Source organism: Lysobacter sp. cf310 (assembly GCF_900114355.1).
In the GTDB taxonomy this organism is placed as follows: Bacteria; Pseudomonadota; Gammaproteobacteria; order Xanthomonadales; family Xanthomonadaceae; genus Lysobacter.
This window is the reverse complement of sequence record NZ_FOSS01000003.1, coordinates 444,482-463,698: the sequence shown is the minus strand read 5'-3', so window position 1 is coordinate 463,698 and position 19,217 is coordinate 444,482. Positions and strand designations below refer to the sequence as shown.

The 19,217-nt window shown below is 67.1% G+C and carries 13 protein-coding genes; 9 read left to right on the top strand and 4 right to left on the bottom strand.

The genetic code is table 11. The annotated features are described in order from the left end of the window. Window positions 1-26: 26 nt before the first annotated feature. From BMZ45_RS13325 to BMZ45_RS13310, 4 genes are all read right to left on the bottom strand, one after another. The gene (locus BMZ45_RS13325; RefSeq protein ID WP_091637023.1) at window positions 27-1,712 is read right to left on the bottom strand and encodes a pseudouridine synthase; all 1,686 of its coding nucleotides are present in this window, start codon (window positions 1,710-1,712) and stop codon (window positions 27-29) included. Continuing rightward, window positions 1,709-2,680, bottom strand: a complete 972-nt coding sequence (gene scpB, locus BMZ45_RS13320) for an SMC-Scp complex subunit ScpB (protein ID WP_091637022.1) — start codon at window positions 2,678-2,680, stop codon at window positions 1,709-1,711. The genes BMZ45_RS13325 and scpB overlap by 4 nt, the downstream gene beginning before the upstream one ends. 92 nt (window positions 2,681-2,772) lie before the next feature. After that, window positions 2,773-3,786, bottom strand: coding sequence for a segregation and condensation protein A (locus BMZ45_RS13315; RefSeq protein WP_091637021.1), 1,014 nt, complete (start codon window positions 3,784-3,786; stop codon window positions 2,773-2,775). A gap of 550 nt (window positions 3,787-4,336) precedes the next feature. Next, entirely contained in the window at window positions 4,337-5,584 is a 1,248-nt protein-coding gene (locus BMZ45_RS13310; RefSeq protein WP_091637020.1) for a zinc-dependent metalloprotease, read from the bottom strand. Between the two features lie 180 nt (window positions 5,585-5,764). Between BMZ45_RS13310 and BMZ45_RS13305 the strand changes: the two genes are divergently transcribed. The 9 genes from BMZ45_RS13305 to BMZ45_RS13265 all read left to right on the top strand — a co-directional run bounded on the left by BMZ45_RS13305 (window position 5,765) and on the right by BMZ45_RS13265 (window position 18,804). After that, window positions 5,765-6,064, top strand: a complete 300-nt coding sequence (locus BMZ45_RS13305) for a YciI family protein (RefSeq protein WP_057159468.1) — start codon at window positions 5,765-5,767, stop codon at window positions 6,062-6,064. A gap of 11 nt (window positions 6,065-6,075) precedes the next feature. Beyond that, window positions 6,076-6,351, top strand: a complete 276-nt coding sequence (locus BMZ45_RS13300; protein ID WP_091637258.1) for a BolA family protein — start codon at window positions 6,076-6,078, stop codon at window positions 6,349-6,351. Between the two features lie 162 nt (window positions 6,352-6,513). After that, a complete protein-coding gene (locus tag BMZ45_RS13295; RefSeq protein WP_091637019.1) occupies window positions 6,514-7,533 on the top strand; it encodes a LacI family DNA-binding transcriptional regulator in 1,020 nt (339 codons plus the stop codon). Between the two features lie 81 nt (window positions 7,534-7,614). Beyond that, on the top strand, window positions 7,615-10,641 hold the full coding sequence (locus tag BMZ45_RS13290) for a TonB-dependent receptor (RefSeq protein WP_091637018.1): 3,027 nt from the start codon (window positions 7,615-7,617) through the stop codon (window positions 10,639-10,641). Window positions 10,642-10,753: 112 nt separating this feature from the next. After that, window positions 10,754-12,394, top strand: coding sequence for a glucoamylase family protein (locus BMZ45_RS13285; protein ID WP_254776637.1), 1,641 nt, complete (start codon window positions 10,754-10,756; stop codon window positions 12,392-12,394). Window positions 12,395-12,473: 79 nt separating this feature from the next. Then, window positions 12,474-13,751, top strand: a complete 1,278-nt coding sequence (locus BMZ45_RS13280; RefSeq protein ID WP_254776636.1) for a sugar ABC transporter substrate-binding protein — start codon at window positions 12,474-12,476, stop codon at window positions 13,749-13,751. Next, on the top strand, window positions 13,748-14,626 hold the full coding sequence (locus tag BMZ45_RS13275; RefSeq protein WP_091637015.1) for a carbohydrate ABC transporter permease: 879 nt from the start codon (window positions 13,748-13,750) through the stop codon (window positions 14,624-14,626). The genes BMZ45_RS13280 and BMZ45_RS13275 overlap by 4 nt, the downstream gene beginning before the upstream one ends. Then, window positions 14,626-15,447: a carbohydrate ABC transporter permease gene (locus BMZ45_RS13270; protein WP_091637014.1), complete on the top strand. Its 822-nt coding sequence runs from the start codon at window positions 14,626-14,628 to the stop codon at window positions 15,445-15,447. The genes BMZ45_RS13275 and BMZ45_RS13270 overlap by 1 nt, the downstream gene beginning before the upstream one ends. Before the next feature lie 195 nt (window positions 15,448-15,642). Then, window positions 15,643-18,804 (top strand): discoidin domain-containing protein, encoded by a 3,162-nt coding sequence (locus BMZ45_RS13265; RefSeq protein WP_254776635.1) that lies wholly within the window; start codon window positions 15,643-15,645, stop codon window positions 18,802-18,804. Window positions 18,805-19,217 lie beyond the last annotated feature (413 nt).

Sequence of the window (19,217 nt, the reverse complement as noted above, 5' to 3'; positions counted from 1 at the left end):
TTTTCTTCAAGACCTGTCGCTAGCGCTTAGCCGCGTGGGCCGCGACCGCCACCGGGACGGCCGCCGCCGCGCGGGCCGCCGGGACGCGGGCCGTTGGCGTTCGGACGCGCGCCACCGGGGCGCGGGGCGCCACCGGGACGACCGCCGGGCTTGCCGCCCGGGCCACCCGGGCCGCCGGCCGGACGCGGGCTGCGCGGACGATCGCCGTAGGGATTGAAGCCGCCCGGATTGGCGTGATCGGAGGGGAAGCTGGGCGCATTGCCGGGGTGGCCGTAGGGGCGCGAACGCTGGCCCTGACCTTGGCCTTGTCCCTGACCGCCACCGCCGCCACGACGCTCGCCGTAGGGGCTGTTGCCGCGCTCGCCGCCGAAACCGCCGCCGCCCGGGCCGCGCTCGGAGCGACCCTGGCCGCCACCGCCGTAACCGCCGCCGCTGCGCGCGCCGCCACCAGCACCCGCGCCGGCACGACCGCCGCCGCCGCCGGGCTTGCCGCCGTAAGGCTTCTTGGGACCGCGGCTATCGGGATTGCGATGACCGCTGGGGCCGGTGTCGACACCGTCGGGCACGTACCAGGTGCGGAACGCAGCCGGATTGCCGTCCGGCAACGGCTTGGGACCCTTGTCCTTGCGCTGCTTGAACGGCTTCTGCGATTGGTTGGCCGCGGCTTCGCCGCTGACCGTGAGGCCGCCGTGCTTGCGCGGACCGCCGCGGCCGCGGCCGCCCCGGTCTTCGCGCACGTGATCGAAGCGGCGCAGTTCGCGGCCTTCGTCGGCGGTGTTGTGGCCGCCCACGTAGCCGGGCGAACGCTCGCCGCCGGACAGGTGCACGGTGGCCTTGGCCGCCTTGCGCTGACCGATCACCGGCTGCAGGGTCAGGGCCGACGGGGTGCCGTCTTCCAGGCCCAGTTCGCCGCGCAGCGCTTCGACCTTGTCGGAGGCGAGTTCCTGCGACTGGCCGCGCAGCAGTTCGCGCGGCAGCGAGACGCTGCCGTAGCGGATGCGCTTGAGGCGGCTGACCTGGCAGCCCTGCGATTCCCACAGGCGGCGCACTTCGCGGTTGCGGCCTTCCTTCACGACGACGCGGAACCAGTCGTGCGAATCGCTGCCGCCGACGCGCTCGATCTCGTCGAACTTGGCCGGGCCGTCCTCCAGCGAGACGCCGCGGGCGAGGCGGTCGACGATGTTGTCGGCGACCTTGTCCTGGCCTTCCGGCGCGCGCACGCGGCAGACGTACTCGCGTTCGACCTCGAACGACGGGTGCATCAGCGCATTGGCGAGCTCGCCGTCGGTGGTCAGCAGGAGCAGGCCGGTGGTGTTGATGTCGAGGCGGCCGATCGCGATCCAGCGCGCGCCCTTGAGCGCGGGCAGGGATTCGAAGATGGTCGGACGGCCTTCGGGATCTTCGCGGGTGGTGACTTCGCCTTCGGGCTTGTTGTACATCAGCACGCGGGCCGGCTCGGTCAGCGCGCTGGCGACGAAGCTGCGTCCGTCGAGCTCGATCTTGTCGCCGCCCTTGATGCTCATGCCGATTTGCGCGGTCTCGCCGTTGACCTTGACCAGGCCGTCGGCGATGCGCTGTTCCAGCGCGCGGCGCGAGCCCAGTCCGGCCTGCGCCAGCACTTTGTGCAGACGCTCTTCCAGACGCGGCGCCTCGGTGGAGGCGGCGTCACCGCTGCGCTTCAGGGAAAGCTTGCGGGGTTTGTGTTCGCTCATTTCTGTTGCTCCGGCCGGTCGTCTTCGGACTCGGCCTCTGTGTTCGGAACGGTCGTCGTCTCGACGGCGTGAGGGTCTTGCTCGTGATCGTTCGCGTCTGCCGCGCGCTCGCCCGGCGCGGCATCGGGGTCGTCCATGGGGACGGATTCGGGGTCTTGCCGATCGTCGTCGGCGGGTTCGCCGGCGGCGTCTTCGTTGTCTTGGGTTTGGTCGCCGGCTTCGGGCTCGGCGTCGCCATCGTCGAGGCCCACGGCCTCGTTGTCGTTGGCATTCGTTGCGGCGTCGCGGTCGTCGCCGGCGGTCTCGTCGTTGCCGGCGTCTTCGCCCTCGGCTTCATCGTTGCCGGCCGCGCCGTCCTCATCACCCGCGTTGCCGATACCGCCGGCCTCGATCTGGCTGGGCGCGGGCGGACCGTCGAACTGCAGCTGCGGTTCCAGCTCGCCGATGTCCTTGAGCTCCGACAGCGGCGGCAGCTCGTCCAGGCGCTTGAGGCCGAAGTAGTCCAGGAAGGTCTTGGTGGTGCCGAACAGGGCCGGCTTGCCGGGCACGTCGCGGTGGCCGACCACGCGGATCCACTCGCGCTCTTCCAGCGCCTTGATGATGTTGCTGTTGACCGCGACGCCGCGGACCTGCTCGATCTCGCCGCGCGTGATCGGCTGGCGGTAGGCGATCAGGGCCAGGGTTTCCAGGGTGGCGCGGGTGTAGCGGGTCTGGCGCTCGGTCCACAGGCGCGCGACCCAGGGGTGCACGTCGGCCTGGACCTGGTAGCGGAAGCCCGAGGCCAGCTCGACCAGTTCCACGCCACGCTCGGCGCAGCCTTCGCGCAGGGCTTCCAGCGCCTGTTCGACGCTGTCGGCGGGCGCCGGCTGGTCTTCCGGGAACAGCGAGTGCAGCTGCGCCAGGGTCAGCGGCTGGTTGGCCGCGAGCAGGGCGGCCTCGACGATGCGGGTGATGAAATGTTGATCCATGGGGCGTGCGTGTTCTTACCGTTAGGTGCCTTGCGGCGGCGCTGCGGCATTCGGGGCGCGGTCGTAGCCGGCGGAAGCGCGCAGGGTCAGGCTCATGCGTTGGGATCGTCGTTGGCGGCGTGGTCGAACTCGCTGCTGAGCTCGATCTCGTCGGGGTCCTTCATCAGCGCCAGCGACTTGACGTAGATCGGCTCCAGCGGGCCTTCCTGGACGATCTCGATCAGTTGCTCCTTGGCCAGCGTGAGCAGGCCCAGGAAGGTCACCACCACGCCGAGCCGGCCTTCCTCGACCGTGAACAGCGACTCGAAGCGGTGGAACACGCCGTCGGCCATGCGCGTGAGCAACTCGCCCATGCGCTGGCGCACGCTCAGCGCGTCGCGCTTGATCGCGTGCTGGGTGTACAGCTCGGCGCGCTTGAACACGTCGTGCAGCGCCAGCAGCATTTCCTTCAGGTCCACCGGCGGCGGCAGGCGGATCGAGGCGCGGTCGGGCACGAAGGCCTGCACCGGCACCGTGTCGCGGTCCTGGCGGGGCAGGGCGTCGATGTCCTCGGCCGCCTTCTTGAAGCGCTCGTACTCCTGCAGGCGGCGCACCAGGTCGGCGCGCGGGTCTTCCTCGATGCCTTCCTCGTTGGGCGCGCGCGGCAGCAGCATGCGCGATTTGATCTCGGCCAGCATCGCGGCCATGACCAGGTAGTCGGCGGCCAGCTCGAAGCGCATCTCGTGCATGGCCTGGATGTACTGGACGTACTGGCGGGTGATGTCCGCCACCGGGATGTCCAGGATGTCCAGGTTCTGGCGCCGGATCAGGTACAGCAGCAGATCCAGCGGGCCTTCGAACGCCTCCAGGATCACTTCCAGCGCGTCCGGCGGGATGTACAGGTCCTGCGGGATCTGCAGCACCGGTTGGCCGTGGATCATCGCCAGCGGCATTTCCTGCTGCTGCGGACGGCTGGCGGCGCTCGCCGCCGCGCCATCGGCCGCGGGGGCGGTGTCGTCGGGCGCGGGCGACGCGGGCTCGGCGCCGGCGGCGGAAGGCTCCGCTGCGGAGGCGTCGGGCGCGCTCTCGTCGGGCTGCGCTTCGTCGGACACGTTTTCGTTGGTCATGCTGGGCCGGCCCCTCCGGGCCGTGGGTACTGCTGATGGCGACGCGACGAGCGCGAGGGTTCGCGGCTCGGCGGCGCCGGGTGAAGACAGACCTCGGCAACCACATCCGCGCACGACGACCCGGCACCGGGCGGTGCCTGTGGCCAACCGGCAACGGGCGCGGTCCGGCCTGGACGAAGGCGAGGCGTAACTCAATAAAGTCGGAGCAGGGCCCGAACGGCTCGGCCCGTGCCGCGCTGACCGCGTGGCGACGAAGTTCGAGAGGGTTGCGGGCGCGGGCCGGTGGGTTGCAGCGGTGCTGAGTCGTGGCGACGGTGTGGGGAACCTGTCGCGACGGGCCGCTGCGTCCGGCCTCGGGCGTTGAGACTTAGGGTAAGCGCTGACGCCCGCAGTGTCCAGCGCCGGCCGGGGGGCCGGCGCTGGACGGGCGCGCCGGGTACTCCGGCGTTCAGCGGGGCGGGCTGGACGGCCGGGGCCGGAGACTCGCGGGTCCGGCCCCGGTGGGCGCTGGCGCGCCTGCGCCGATGAACGCCCTGAGCGGTCGTTCAGGTCAGCGGAAGCCGGCGACCGTGGCCTTGGTGTTGACCAGCACCCGCTGGTTGTCGCTCTGGGTCGCGGTGCCCATGGGCACACCGCCATAGCTGATGCTGGGGTTGGACCAGTAGTTCAGGCGCGTGCAGCTGGGGCTGCAGTTGTAGGCCATGATCGTGCGCCAGCGGGTGCCGGTGGCCGGCTGATAGCGATAGCCGTGACCGTAGGCGTAGGGGCTGGTGGACGGATCGGTGGCCGGGTCGTGGCGTGCGCTCTGCAGGTGCCCGATCTCGTGGGCGAAGCTGTAGTAGCCGGTCGCGCAGTCCCAGTACACCGACGCGAACGCGGTGGCCGCGGTCGAGCCGATGCCCGAGGCCAGCCCGCAGTACGAGCTGTTGTTGAGCACGATCACGCCCACGTCGGCCGCGCTGCTGTTGCGGGTGGTGTGGATGTTGTCCATGTAGCCGTCGCTGGTGCCGCGGAAGCGGGCCAGGTCGGTGCTGAAGTTGCCCGACTCGGTGTAGCTGGTGGTGGTGTAGCTGGCCAGCACCAGGTTGATGCCGACGTTGCTGTTGACGTAGCCCTGGTTGGACTCGGCCACCGCCAGTTGGATCAGCGACTGCATGTTGCCGCCGTAGGCCGCGACCGCCTGGTTGGTCGCCACCACCATCACCCGGATCGTCGCCGTCGGTCCCGGCGGAATGCCGAGCGCGCCGACCCGGCCGTCGTCCGCGGGCGCGGCCATGCGGATGGTCGGCAGGCGGTTGTAGTCGTGCGGATGTTCGGCCGGCAGCCGGCTCTCGTCGACCTCGACGATCGCGTGTTCGCCGCCCGGCAGCGGACGTACGCGGTAGAGCTTGCCGTGGCTGCGCAGGGTGCCGGTGACGGTGTCGCCGCTGCGCACCAGGATCGCTGAGTTCAGCGGATCCACGCCCGACAGGGTCTTGGCGCTCACGCGCGGGCCGAAGTTGCCGTACCACACGGTGTCGCCGGTCTCGGTGCGTTCGACCTTGTTGCGGTTGGCGGTGAGCACGCGCCCGTCGAGCTCGATTTCGATCTGCGACCCGTCCACCGCGCTCGCGTCGACCTTGACCAGGCGCACGTTGGCGGTCGAGGCGCTGGATAGCAGACTTTCCAGTGCGACGTCGTTGCCGGCCTTGGCCAGCGTGGCGGTGCTGCTCACCAGCGGCTTGCCGGCGGCAACCGCGGAACCTGCGAGTATCATGCTCACGATCGCGGCCGTGGCCTTCACGGAATTCGACTTCATGTCACTCCTCCTGAGTAGATGGCGGCGCCGCCGCCCGAATGAAGATGTCCCGGTTGTCACGTTCCCCTGTGCGGGACGCAGCGATTAGGACGCGCTCGCCCTGTGTTCATGCAATCGGGATTTCCCCCAATTTGCTGAACCCAGAACCCCGCATCACGCTTGGAGGTTGATCGGAATCACATGTGGTATCTCATCGAAGGGTATGACGGCAGCGACGTGCTGCCGCAACGTCTTGCGGCGCGTCCGCAACACCTCGCTCGCCTGATCGCCTTGCGCGACGAAGGCCGTCTGATGCTGGCCGGCCCGTGCCCGGCGATCGATGCCGAAGATCCCGGCCCGGCCGGTTTCAGCGGCAGCCTGATCGTGGCCGAGTTCGATTCATTGGAAGACGCGCGCGCCTGGGCCGACGCCGACCCCTACGTCGCCGCCGGCGTCTACACCCGCGTCGACGTGCGCCCGTTCAAACGGGTACTGCCGTGAGCGCCGGCCCGCTGCCGCGCGAGCAACGCGTGGACGCGATCCGCGCTGCCCTCGAAGCCGCGCTGTCGCCCGAATCGCTGTCCGTGGTCGACGACAGCCACCGCCACGCCGGCCACGCCGGCGCCCAGGACGGGCGAGGGCATTACAACGTCGAGATCGTCAGCGCGGTCTTCGCCGGCCTCAACCCGATCGCCCGGCATCGGGCGGTGTACGCGGCGCTGGGCGAGATGATGACCACCGATATTCATGCGCTGGCGATCAAGGCGCGGGCGCCGGGGGAGGTTTGAGCGCCGCATGATGCCGCAGTGCAGCATGCGCGGCCGGCCAAGTCTCTTGTTCCTGCAAGGATTTGCCGCCGGGACCGGTTTGGATAACACGAACTTTACACTCGTGTTTGAAAACGTTTACAGTCGGCCCCGCATCCCAGCCGCGGAGGGGCGGTTCAGGGCGTGACCAGCGTAACCATCAAAGACGTAGCGAGAGTGGCCCAAGTCTCCGTGGCCACCGTATCGCGGGCACTGAACGGACACGGCAACGTGGCCGAGGAAGTGCGTCGCCGCGTGCTGGCTGCCGCCAACGAACTGCGTTACACCCCGCACGCCGCCGCGCGCAGCCTCAGCAGCCGCCGCACCCAGACCCTGGGCGTGGTGCTGCCGGACCTGCACGGCGAGTTCTTCTCCGAACTGGTGCGCGGCATCGACCAGGTCGCGCGCGAGCACCGTCTGCACCTGCTGGTCTCCAGCTACCACGGCCATCCGGAAGAGCAGGGCGCCGCGTTGCGCGCCATGCGCGGTCGCGTCGATGGCCTGCTGGTGATGTCGCCCTTCGTGGCGGCGCCCGGTCCGCTGGCCGAAGAACTCGCGCCGACCCTGCCGACGGTGCTGATCAATACCCAACACGCGACCGCGGGCGTGATCTCGCTGGGCGTGGACAACTACGGCGGCGCCGTGGCGATGGTCGAGCACCTGGTCGCCTCCGGCCACCGCCGCATCGCCTTCATCGCTGGCCCCAGCGACAACTTCGACGCTCACGAACGCCTGCGCGGCTATCGCGACGCGCTGCATCGCCTGCTGCCGGACGCCGAGGAGTGGGTGCTGCCGGGCGACTTCGACGAGGCCTCGGGCCATCAGGCCGGCCTGGAAATTCTGGGCTCCAAACAGCGTCCGGACGCGGTGTTCGCGGCCAACGACATGATGGCGCTGGGCTGCCTGTTCGTGTTCGCGCAGGGCGGGGTGGACGTGCCGGGCGAGATCGCGCTGGCCGGCTTCGACGACATCCCGTTGGCGCGCTACGTGCACCCGACCTTGACCACCATGCGGGTCAACATCGCCGAACTCGGCGCGCGCGCCGCGCGGCTGCTGTTGATCCAGATCGCCGGCGAAGCCTTGCCGGACGAAGGCCGCGCGGCCTTGCGCCCGGAACTGATCGTGCGCGCCTCCAGTGCATCCGTGGAGAGCAAGCGCAGCTAAGCGCCTGATCGACCTTTTTTTGCGTTGCGATGTAACCGTTTACAACTCAGCTCGAATGCTTCTTGGAGAGAGGGAAAGCATATGAAGCCGTATCACCGCTCGACCCGTCGGCCCACGCCGAGATTGTTAGCCTGCGCCCTGGCCAGCTGCCTGGCGATGGCCGCCCCCGCCGCCTTCGCTCAGTCCACCGCCGCCACCATCCGAGGTCAAGTGACCGTGGATTCGGCGCCGGCGACCGACGCGAAGGTCACCGCCACCAATGTCGCTACCGGTTTGACCCGTAGCGTGCAGTCCACCGCCAACGGCGGTTATGCCGTAGCCGGCCTGCCGCCGGGTACCTACCGAATCGACGTAAGCGCGGGCGGGCAGACCAATTCCAAGACCATCACCGTCCAGGTCGGTCAGACAGCCACCGTGAACCTGTCGACCGGAGGCGTGGCCGAGACCGCGCCCGCAGGCGAGGCGACCAACATCGACGCGGTGACCGTGACCGCCGCGCCGGTGTTCGAGACCAAGACCTCGGAAGTGGCCACCTACATCACCCAGCGCCAGATCGAGGCGCTGCCGCAGACGTCGCGTAACTTCCTGGCGTTCGCGGATATCGTGCCGGGCATGCTGTTCGACACCAAGTCGGATGGATCAACTTCGTTGCGTAGCGGCGCGCAGGCCTCGAACGGCGTCAACGTCTTCATTGATGGTGTCGGTCAGAAGGGCTACGTGTTGGGCGGTGGACTGGGAGGTCAACAGGGCAGCCAAGGCAATCCGTTCCCGCAGTTGGCGATCGGCGAATACAAAGTGATTACCTCTAACTACAAAGCCGAGTACGACCAGATCAGCAGCGCGGCGGTGACCGCGGTGACCAAGTCGGGCACCAACGAGTTCCACGGCGATTTCTTCTGGGATCGGTACGCCACGCCCAGCTGGCGCGCGCCGACCCCTGCCGAAGAGAAGGCCGGTAGAAAGAGCCCTTCGGGCGAGACGCAGTACGGTGCGGCGTTTGGCGGGCCGATCATTCAAGATCGCTTGTTCTTCTTCCTCACTTACGAAGCGAAGGAGTTCGAGAAGCCCAGGACGATTTCGGCAACGAATCTCGAGCCCGGTTACAGCCTGACGCCCGATCTCCTGGCCCTGACTGGGCCGACATCCATCCCCTTCAAGGAGGATTTGTGGTTCGGCAAGCTGACCTGGCAACCCGGTGACGCGCATCTGGTCGAGCTGTCCGGCAAGGTGCGTGAGGAGTCCGAGATCAAAGATATCGGCGACCGCAACACGCAGAGCTACGGCAAGACCAACAACAACGACAGCACGCGTATCGACTTGCGTTATCAGTGGAGCGGCATTAACTGGTTGAACGATGCCCACTTGACCTATGAGGATGACACGTTCAATCCGCGTGCGATCACGCTGGCGAACGGCATCAATATCCTGAGTCGAAACCGCGCCACCATTCTCAATGTCGGCGGCGGTCAGGACTACCAGGACAAAGGCCAGAAGGGGTGGGGCTTCCAAAACGATTTGACCTTCAGCGGCCTCGAAGGTCACACGATGAAGATGGGCTTTAAGTACAAGTCGATCGAAGTCAACGCCTTTGAACAGCAGCCTTACAACCCTCAGTTCGGCGTCAATCTCCCGGCGAACATCGACGCGGGCCGAACATCGCTATCCACCTTCCAGCCGTTCCAGGTTCGCTTCGGCGCGCCGCTCTCAGGTGTTGGCGATCGTGATATCCAGTCGACCAACAAACAGTACGGTATCTATTTCCAGGACGACTGGCAGGTCAACGACAAGCTGACCCTCAACTTGGGTCTGCGCTACGACTACGAAGTTTCGCCCGGTTATGAGGACTACGTAACCCCGGCCAATCTGGTCACGGCGCTGCGTTCCTGGTCGAACATCCATACCGGAAATCCTGGCTACAACATCGAGGATTACATCAGCACCGGCAACAATCGCAAGGCGTTCAAAGACGCTTGGCAACCGCGTCTGGGCTTCTCCTATGACTTGTTCGCGGATCAGCGTCACGTGATCTTCGGTGGCGCCGGGCGCGCTTACGACCGCAACCTGTTCGACTACATCGCGCTGGAGCAATCCAAGAGCACGTTCCCGTCATACAACCTCCAGTTCAACGTCGCCGGTGATCCGTGCACGGTCAACAATACGACCTGCTTCAATTGGGATCCGAAGTACTACAACCCGCAAGAGTTGTATGCCTTGGTGGCTGCCAATCCCAACCTGGGCTCCGAGGTCAACCTGATCAAAAACGACATCAAGGTGCCGTATTCCGATCAGTTCAGTCTGGGCATGCGCAATACCATCGCCGTGTTCAACCAGGACTGGAACACCTCGGTGGCGGTGGCGCATGTGCGCAGCCACGACGGCATCATCTTCAGCCTCGGAAACCGGTACCCGGACGGCAGCTTCTATGGTCCGGGCCGTACCTTCGGCGGCGCTCCGTTCGGTGAGCGTATTCCCGGGTTCGGTTCTTTGATTATCGCCAGCAATGGCGTTGAGACTCGGATGAATCAGCTGCTCTTGTCGGCAGAGAAACCGTACACACAAGAGTCGCCCTGGGGCGTTACCCTCGCGTATACCTACACCGACGGCGAGGAAAACCGCAGCAATGCTGCCAACAACGACGAGCACTACGTGTTCGACTATCCGAATCTGGGTGATGCGCCGTGGGTGCGGTCGATCGGCGTGTCCAAGCATCGCTTTGTCGGCACAGGCATCTTCAGTCGCTGGGGACTGACCTTCTCGACCAAGGTCACCGTCGCAAGCCCTATCGCCAAGGACGTGCTGAATTGCCTTGCACCGACCAACCCGGGACAGGACGGCTGCGCCCACGGCACTTTCGAAGCGGGCTACTTCGACGATGCCGATTTCTTCCAGTGGGATCTGGCCGTGCAGAAGGAGTGGGATACCGGTACTGACGTGAAGCTGCGGGTCCGCGCTGATGTCCTGAACGTGACCAACGCTCGCAACTGGACCGATTTCAATACCTTCCGTGGCGTTAACGGCGTGGAAAGCAATAACTTCGGCGAACGCAGCAACGACAACATCACCAACCCAACCCGTACTTTCAAGCTCTCGCTAGGCTTCAGCTGGTAACCCCCGTCCGCCTGCCGCCCCTAACCGGGCGGCAGGCGGTGCGACGCTACACCCCCACACCCCCATTCGCGGCCGCCTTTCGGTCGCCCCCGTCATCACAGGCCACCGTTTCATGCCGTCAGCCGCTTCCGTCCCGCGCTCCCTGATCACGATGCTGCTGGTGGCATCGCTGACCTTCTTTGCGGGTTGCCAGCGTCAGGAAACCCAGACGTATCCGATCGCGCCCGCGGGCCCCGTCGAGGTCGAGCCGCTCAAGGCGACCAAGATGGAGCTGCCGCCGCTGTTTCGCGACATCGAAAAGCGCACTTTCCAGTTCTTCTGGGACACCACCAACGAGCAGAACGGGCTCACGCCCGACCGCTTCCCCTCGCGTCCTTTCGCCAGCATCGCCTCGGTGGGCTATGCGCTGACCGCGTACCCGATCGGGGTCGAGAACGGCTGGGTCAGCCGCAGCCAGGCGGTGGACCGCACCTTGCTGACGCTGAAGTTCTTCCGCGACTTGCCCTCGGGCCCGCAGAAGACCGGTAAGGGCAGTTACAACGGCTTCTACTATCACTTCCTCGACATGCAGAAGGGCCAGCGCTACGACAGCTGGGTCGAGCTGTCGAGCGTGGACACCGCGCTGCTGATGATGGGCGTGCTGTTCTCGCAGTCCTACTACGACCGCGACGACGCGCGCGAGAAGGAGATCCGCGACATCGCCGACACGCTGTACCGCCGCGTCGACTGGACTTGGCTGCAGAAGAACAAGCCGCTGGTGTCGATGGGCTGGTTCCCGGAGAGCGGCTTCATCAAGCACGACTGGACCGGCTACAACGAGGCCATGCTGCTGTATGTGCTGGCATTGGGTTCGCCCAGCCATCCGGTCAGCCCGGACGCGTGGACGGTCTGGACGCGCACCTACAACGACGTCTGGGGCGTGTACCAGGGCGAGGAGTTCCTCGCGTTCGGTCCCTTGTTCGGGCACCAGTACAGCCACGTCTGGATCGATTTCCGCGGCATCCAGGACGACTACATGCGCGAGCGCGGCATCGATTATTTCGAGAACAGCCGCCGCGCCGCCTACGCTCAGCGCGCCTACGCCATCGCCAACCCGATGAAGTGGGAGGACTACGGCCCGGAAGTCTGGGGCCTGACCGCCAGCGACGGTCCGCAGCAGACCCTGCAGGAATACCGCGGCGAGCAGCGCCAGTTCCGCCACTACTCGGCGCGCGGCGCCGGCCTGCGCGAGAACTTCGACGACGGCACCATCGCCCCGACCGCGGCGATCGCCTCGCTGCCGTTCGCGCCGGAGATCGTGATTCCCAGCACCGTGGCCATGCACGAGCGCTATGGCGAGTTCCTGTACTCCAGCTACGGTTTCCTGGATTCGTTCAATCCCAGCTTCAAGTACGACATCCCGCTCAAGACCGGGCGCGTGGTGCCGAACCAGGGCTGGGTGGCCAGCGACTACATCGGCATCGATCAGGGCCCGATCCTGGCCATGATCGCCAACTACCGCAACGACTTCGTCTGGAACGTGATGAAGCGCAATCCCTACATCCGCTCCGGCCTGGAACGCGCTGGCTTCAAGGGCGGCTGGCTGGAACCGCCGAAGGTCCAGGCCGACGGCAAGGAGGCGCTGCCCGAGACCACGCCCAAGCCGCAGACCAAGGCCGAGAAGGACGCCGCGACCGCGCGCGCACTGGGCGAGGCGGAGTCGCGCGCGGGCCGCGCCAACGAGGCCCAGGCGCCCAAGCAGCAGCCGGACTAAGCTGCGGCTTATGCCTATCGCGTCCGCCTCCCCCGATCGCCCGCGCAGTGCCAGCGCGTCGCGTGCGCGCGCCGGTGCCGTGGCTTGGTTGGTGTTGCTGGTCTGCCTGCTTGCCGCCGCCTGCACGCGTCAGGACGACCGCCGCCAGGTGGTGCGCCTCTGGGCCATGGGCTACGAGGGCGAGATCGTCGCCCAGCTGATCCCGGAATTCGAGCGCCTTAATCCGGGCCTCCGGGTCGAGCTCCAGCAACTGCCCATCACCTCCGCGCACGAGAAGCTGCTGACCGCGTTCGCCGGCGATTCGCTGCCGGACGTGTGCGCGATCGGCAATACCTGGATCCCCGAGTTCGCGCTGTTGAACGCCTTGACGCCGCTGGATGCGCGCATCGCGGCGACGCCGTCGCTGGCGGCGCAGGACTATTTTCCCGGCGCCTGGGACAGCGGCGTGATCGGCGGCCAGGTGTACGCGGTGCCGTGGTACGTGGAGACGCGGCTGCCGTTCTACCGTCGCGACATCGCGCAGCGCGCGGGCATCAAGACGCCGCCGCAGACCTGGGACGAGTGGCGTCAGGCGATGGCGGCGATCAAGCGCGAGGTCGGGCCCGATCGTTACGCGATCCTGCTGCCGTTGAACGAACCCGAGCCGCTGCTCAACCTGGGCATCCAGTCGCCCGACCCGCTGCTGCGCGACGGCGGGCGCTACGGCAATTTCCGCAGCCCGGGCTTCAAGCGCGCGCTGGGTTTCTATCGCGAAATGTTCGACCAGCGCTGGGCGCCGCTGCTCACCAACACCCAGGTCGCCAACGTCTGGAACGAGTTCGGGCGCGGTTACTTCAGCTACTACGTCAACGGCCCCTGGAACATCGCCGAGTTCCGCAAGCGTCTGCCGGCGCAGGTGCAGGGCGACTGGATGACCATGCCGCTGCCCGGCGAGCACGGCCCCGGCGCTTCGGTGGCCGGCGGTGCCAGCTTCGTGGTGTTCCGCGGCTCCAAGCGCCAGGACGCGGCCTGGAAGCTGGTCGAATACCTGTCGCGCGCCGATACCCAGATTCGTTTCCACGGGCTGACCGGTAACCTGCCGCCGCGTCGCAGCGCCTGGAACGCGCCGGCTCTGACGGCCGACCCGTATGCGCGCGCCTATCGCGACCAGCTCGAACGCGCGCGGCCCACGCCGAAGGTGCCGGAGTGGGAGCGCATCGCGATGGAGATCAAGCTGGTCGGCGAGCAACTGGCCAATCGCCGTCTCAGCGTGGACGAGGCCGCGGCCGAGCTCGACCGCCGCACCGACAAGATTCTGCAGAAGCGCCGCTGGATGTTGGACCACGCCGCCGGGGCACAGGCGGGGGCAGGGCGATGAAGGCCTCCACCGCCGGCTGGGTGTTCGCCGGGCCCGCGCTGACCGTGATCGGCGTGTTCTTCGGCCTGCCGGTGCTGGCCGCGCTCGCGCTCAGCCTGACCGATTTCGACATCTACGCACTGGCCGATATCGGCAATCTGCGCTTCGTCGGCTTCGACAACTACCTCAATCTGCTGCAGAACCCGCTGTTCTGGCGCGCGCTGGGCAACACGATGTACTTCGTGGTCGTCGGCGTGCCGCTGTCGATCGCGGTGTCGCTGGGCGCCGCGCTGCTGCTGCATTCCAAACTGGGCTACTTCAAGCCGTTCTTCCGCACCGCCTACTTCGCGCCGGTGGTGACCACGGTGGTGGCGGTGGCGGTGATCTGGCGCTACCTGTTCCACACCCGCTACGGTCTGGTGAACTGGGCGCTGTCGGGGCTGGGCATCGATCCGATCGACTGGCTGGGCGACCCGACCTGGGCGATGCCGACCATCATCCTGTTCGCGGTGTGGAAGAACTTCGGCTACAACATGATCATCTTCCTGGCGGGGCTGCAGGCGATCCCGGAAGACCTGTACGAAGCCGCGCGCATCGACGGCGCCTCGCCATGGCGGCAGTTCCGTCACGTGACCTTGCCGATGCTGGGGCCGGTGCTGGTGCTGGTCGGCATCCTGACCCTGGCCGGCTACTTCCAGTTGTTCGCCGAGCCCTACGTGATCACTCAGGGCGGCCCGCTGCAAAGCACGGTCAGCGTGCTGTATCTGATGTACGAAGAGGGCTTCAAGTGGTGGAACCTGGGCAACGCCTCGGCGGTCGCGTTCCTGCTGTTCGTGCTGATGACCGCGGTCACCAGCGGCCTGCTCTGGTTCGCGCGCCGCAAGGGGGTGGAGTGATGAACCCGCGTCTGGCGCGCGCCATCATCAACGGCCTGCTGTTGGGCCTGGCGGTGCTGAGCCTGGCGCCGCTGCTGTGGATGCTGTCGGTGTCGCTGATGCAGCCCGGCGAGGCCGCGAGCTTCCCACCGCCGCTGCTGCCCGCGCATCCCACGCTGGGCAATTACCACGAGCTGTTCGAACGCATCGGCATGGGCCGTTACCTGTTCAACAGCTTCCTGGTCGCGGCGTTCACCACGCTGATCGCCTTGCTGTTGAACACCATGGCCGGCTACGCCTTCGCCAAGCTGCGCTTCGCCGGCCGCGATCGCGTGTTCCGCGTCTTGCTGGCCGCGCTGGTGATCCCGGCCCAGGTCACGATGATGCCGCTGTTCCTGATGCTCAAGCAGATCGGGCTGATCAACACCTATGCCGGCGCGGTGGTGCCGGGCATGGCCGGCATCTTCGGCATCTTCCTGGTGCGCCAGTACGCGCGCTCGATTCCGGACGAACTGCTGGAGGCCGCGCGCATCGACGGCGCCGGCGAGTTCCGCATCTTCTTCCAGATCGTGCTGCCGGCGCTGAAACCGATCCTGGTGACCCTGGCGATCTTCAGTTTCCTGGGCGCCTGGAACGATTTCATGTGGCCCCTGATCGTGCTCAGCGACAGCGGCCTGCAGACCCTGCCGGTGGCGCTGGCCTCGCTGTCGCGCGAACACGTGCAGGACAACGAACTGATGATGGCCGGCTCGGTGGTCACCGTGCTGCCGGTGCTGCTGCTGTTCCTGGTGCTGCAGCGCTATTACCTGCAGGGCCTGCTGGTGGGCAGCGTCAAGGGCTGAGCGGCGGATCGGATGAGGAGCGGCATGTTGGCGAGTGCGGTGCGTTTTTTTAAGGGCAAATCCCCCTCAATCCCCCTTTTGCAAAGGGGGAAGACCAGCGTTGCTCCGACGCGAGCGAGTAACTTCTCCTCCTTCGCGGCTATCCCCCCCTTTGCAAAAGGGGGGCTAGGGGGGATTTGCTTTGCGCTGCTGCTATTGGCCGCTCCGCCAACCAACGCCAAACCCCGCACGCTAGACGCTTTCGAATCCACCGCCCCCTGGACCGTCGTCACCTCCAACCAGGTCAGCGGCCAGCTGCGCCTCGCCGACGGCGCGCAAGGCAAAGCGATCTGCCTGGACTACGACTTCAACGACGTCTCCGGCTACGTCGGCCTGCAGCGCGCCTTGCCGATGGACTACCCGGACAACTACGCGTTCTCGTTCCAGTTGCGTGGCGACTCGCCGGTCAACGACCTGCAGTTCAAGCTGGTCGACGCCAGCGGCGACAACGTGTGGTGGGTGAACCGGCCCAAGTACGCGTTCCCGAAGCAGTGGACGCCGGTGGTCTACAAGCAGCGCCACATCAGCCGCGCCTGGGGCCCGGCGCCGGACCCGGTGCTGCGTCGTAGCGCCAAGCTCGAATTCACCATCTACAACAGCAGCGGCGGCAAGGGTTCGGTCTGCTTCGATCAGCTCACGTTCGAGCCGCTGCCCAAGGACGACGGTGCGCCGCTGACCGGCCGCGTCGTCGCGACCACCAGCGCCCAGGGCAGTCGCGCCGAGTTCGCCGTCGACGACAACCCCAAGACCGCCTGGCACGCCGGCTTCGCGACCGATCCCGATCCGGCGCTGACCCTGGATCTGGGCCGCAAACGTGAGTTCGGTGGCGTGGTGCTGCGTTGGTCGGCGGAGGAGTACGCGTCCGACTACCGCCTGCAACTGTCCGATGACGGTAAGCACTGGCGCGCCGGTAGCGGCGTGCGGGGCGGCAACGGCGGTGTCGACTATCTTCCGCTGCCCGAATCCGAGGCACGCTATTTGCGGCTGCTCCCCGAGAACGGCGCCGGGCTCGGTTTCGGATTGGTCGAGTTCAGCGTGCAGCCGTTGGCTTTTGCTGCGACTCCCAACGACTTCGTCGCCGTGATGGCCAAGGACGCGCCGCGCGGACGTTATCCGCGTGGTTTCAGCGGCGAACAGCCGTATTGGACCATCGTCGGCGTCGACGGCGGTGAGGACCAGGGCCTGATCGGCGAAGACGGCGCGATCGAGGTGGGCAAGGGCGGTTTCAGCGTCGAGCCCTTCGTGGTCAGCGGCGATCGGCTGGTGACCTGGGCGGATGTGCAGACATCGCAATCGTTGCAGGACGGCTATCTGCCGATCCCGTCGGTGAAATGGGCGCATCCGGAGTTCGCGCTCGATATCACGGCGTTCGCGCAGGGCACACGTGACGACTCAACGCTGCATGCGCGTTACCGCCTGAGCAATACCGGCACTTCGCCGCGCCGTTATGTGTTCGTGCTGGCCGCGCGGCCCTTGCAGGTCAACCCGCCCACCCAGTTCCTCAGTACCGTTGGCGGCGTCAGCCCGATCTATGAGATCTCGGTGAGCGAAGGCAACTTCAAAATTGCCGGGCGCGCCCGCGTGCACGCGGACCAATCCGCGGCGGCTTTCGCCAGCGCCTACGATCAAGGCGACGTGGTCGAACGGCTTGCGAATGCGGACTGGTTGAACTTCTGCAAGCGGCCCTGCGCCGACAACCAGCAGCCGTTCGATCTGGTCGGCCGAAGCGCCGCTCAAGTCAGCGACGCCAGTGGCCTGGCCTCCGGTGCCTTGCTCTACGTCGTCGAGCTGGCGCCAGGCGCCAGCCAGGACTTCAGTTGGGATACGCGCCTGAGCGGCGCCGATCCCACCGTGTCGCCTCCGCCGCTGCAGCCGCAACAGATTCAGGACCAGGTCGCCCAGCAATGGCGCGACAAACTCGACCGCGTGCGCATCTCGGTTCCGAAGCAGGGCCAGCACGTGGTCGACACGCTGCGCACCGGCCTGGCTCACATGCTGATCAGCCGCGTCGGCCCGCGTTTGCAGCCGGGCACGCGATCCTATTCGCGTGCCTGGATCCGCGATGGCGCGATGATAGGCGAGGGCCTGCTGCGCATGGGGCGCGAGGACGTGGCCGAGGAGTTCCTGCGCTGGTATGCGCCCTACCAGTTCGACAACGGCAAGGTGCCGTGCTGCGTGGACGACCGCGGCAGCGACCCGGTCCCGGAGAACGACAGCCACGGCGAGCTGATCTTCACCGTCGCCGAGGTCTACCGCTACCGCCGCGACCGCGCGCTGCTGGAAGCGATGTGGCCGCATGTCGTGGGCGCGGTGAAGTACATGGATGAGCTGCGCCTGAGCGAGCGCACCGAGGCCAATCGCACGAAGAACCCGGCCTTCTACGGCATGATGCCGGCCTCGATCAGCCACGAGGGCTACTCGGCCAAGCCGATGCACTCGTACTGGGACAACTTCTGGGCACTGCGCGGCTACAAGGACGCGGTCGAGATCGCGCAATGGCTGGGCGAGGACGACGAGGCCCGGCGTTTCGCGGCCTCGCGCGATCAGTTCCGCGACGACCTCTATGCCTCCATCGCCGCCGCCGCCCGTGATCGCGGCATCGATTTCATCCCGGGCGCCGCTGAGTTGGGCGACTTCGACGCCACCTCGACCACGATCGCGCTGGCGCCCGGCGGTGAGCAGGGCCGCCTGCCCGAGACGCTGCTGCGCAACACCTTCGAGCGCTATTGGAAGGAGTTCGTCGACCGTCGCGACGGCCGCCGCGAATGGAAGGACTACACGCCCTACGAACTGCGCACCATCGGCAGCTTCGTGCGCCTGGGCTGGCGCGAGCGCGCGCACGAGGCCCTGGACTTCTTCTTCAAGGATCAGCAGCCGCGCGCGTGGAACCAATGGGCCGAGGTGGTCTCGCGCACGCCGCGCAAGCCGTTCTTCGTAGGCGACCTGCCGCACGCCTGGGTCGAGTCCGACTATGTGCGCTCGGCGCTGGACCTGTTCGCCTACACCCGCGACCTGGACGAGGCGCTGGTGATCGGCGCCGGTCTGCCGGCGGATTGGCTGGACGGCGAGGGCGTTTCGGTGACCGCGTTGCGCACGCCCTACGGCGCGCTGAGCTATCGCCTGCGGCGCGAGCGCCAGCAGTTGCAGTTGAGCGTCGAACCCGGGCTGACGCCGCCCGCAGGCGGCGTGGTGTTGAGCTGGCCGTATCCGCAGGCGCCGGGCGCGACCCGCATCGACGGCCGGCCCGCGCAATGGCGCAACGGCGAGCTGCGTATCGAGCGCGTGCCGGCGAAGGTGACGGTCGAGTTGGCGCAGTAGGCGGAGGCGATGCCGCCACCCGAGCTCGCGTTACCGCCCCTGTAGGAGCGGCGCGAGTCGCGACCCGCGCAGGTTGTCGAAGTTGCGTAATCGCGACTCACGTCGCTCCCACAGAAGGCAGGCTGCGCAGGTGGCCGAAGTTTGCGCGGTCGCGACTCGCGTCGCTCCTACAGTCGGCAGATGTTTTTCGGGGTTGGGCCATGCGCTGGCCGGAGCCCTCAAGGCGATCGCAACGATGCCGTCGCCTTGGGGTAGGAGCGACGTGAGTCGCGACCGCGACCCTGCGGCCCGTTGCGCGTGTCGCGACTCACGTCGCTCCTACCCCAAAGCCGCGGGCGCCCTTCGCATAGCACCGCCACCAAACAAAAACGCCGGGCCTGCATGCAGGCCCGGCGCGGTGCCGGCGAGGGGAG

Bases quoted from the DNA above. Each gene is read 5' to 3' on its own strand.
- BMZ45_RS13290 (WP_091637018.1), top strand. From the start codon at position 7,615: ATGAAGCCGTATCACCGCTCGACCCGTCGGCCCACGCCGAGATTGTTA.
- scpB (WP_091637022.1), bottom strand. From the start codon at position 2,680: ATGGATCAACATTTCATCACCCGCATCGTCGAGGCCGCCCTGCTCGCG.
- BMZ45_RS13315 (WP_091637021.1), bottom strand. From the start codon at position 3,786: ATGACCAACGAAAACGTGTCCGACGAAGCGCAGCCCGACGAGAGCGCG.
- BMZ45_RS13325 (WP_091637023.1), bottom strand. From the start codon at position 1,712: ATGAGCGAACACAAACCCCGCAAGCTTTCCCTGAAGCGCAGCGGTGAC.
- BMZ45_RS13275 (WP_091637015.1), top strand. From the start codon at position 13,748: ATGAAGGCCTCCACCGCCGGCTGGGTGTTCGCCGGGCCCGCGCTGACC.
- BMZ45_RS13305 (WP_057159468.1), top strand. From the start codon at position 5,765: ATGTGGTATCTCATCGAAGGGTATGACGGCAGCGACGTGCTGCCGCAA.
- BMZ45_RS13310 (WP_091637020.1), bottom strand. From the start codon at position 5,584: ATGAAGTCGAATTCCGTGAAGGCCACGGCCGCGATCGTGAGCATGATA.
- BMZ45_RS13285 (WP_254776637.1), top strand. From the start codon at position 10,754: ATGCCGTCAGCCGCTTCCGTCCCGCGCTCCCTGATCACGATGCTGCTG.
- BMZ45_RS13270 (WP_091637014.1), top strand. From the start codon at position 14,626: ATGAACCCGCGTCTGGCGCGCGCCATCATCAACGGCCTGCTGTTGGGC.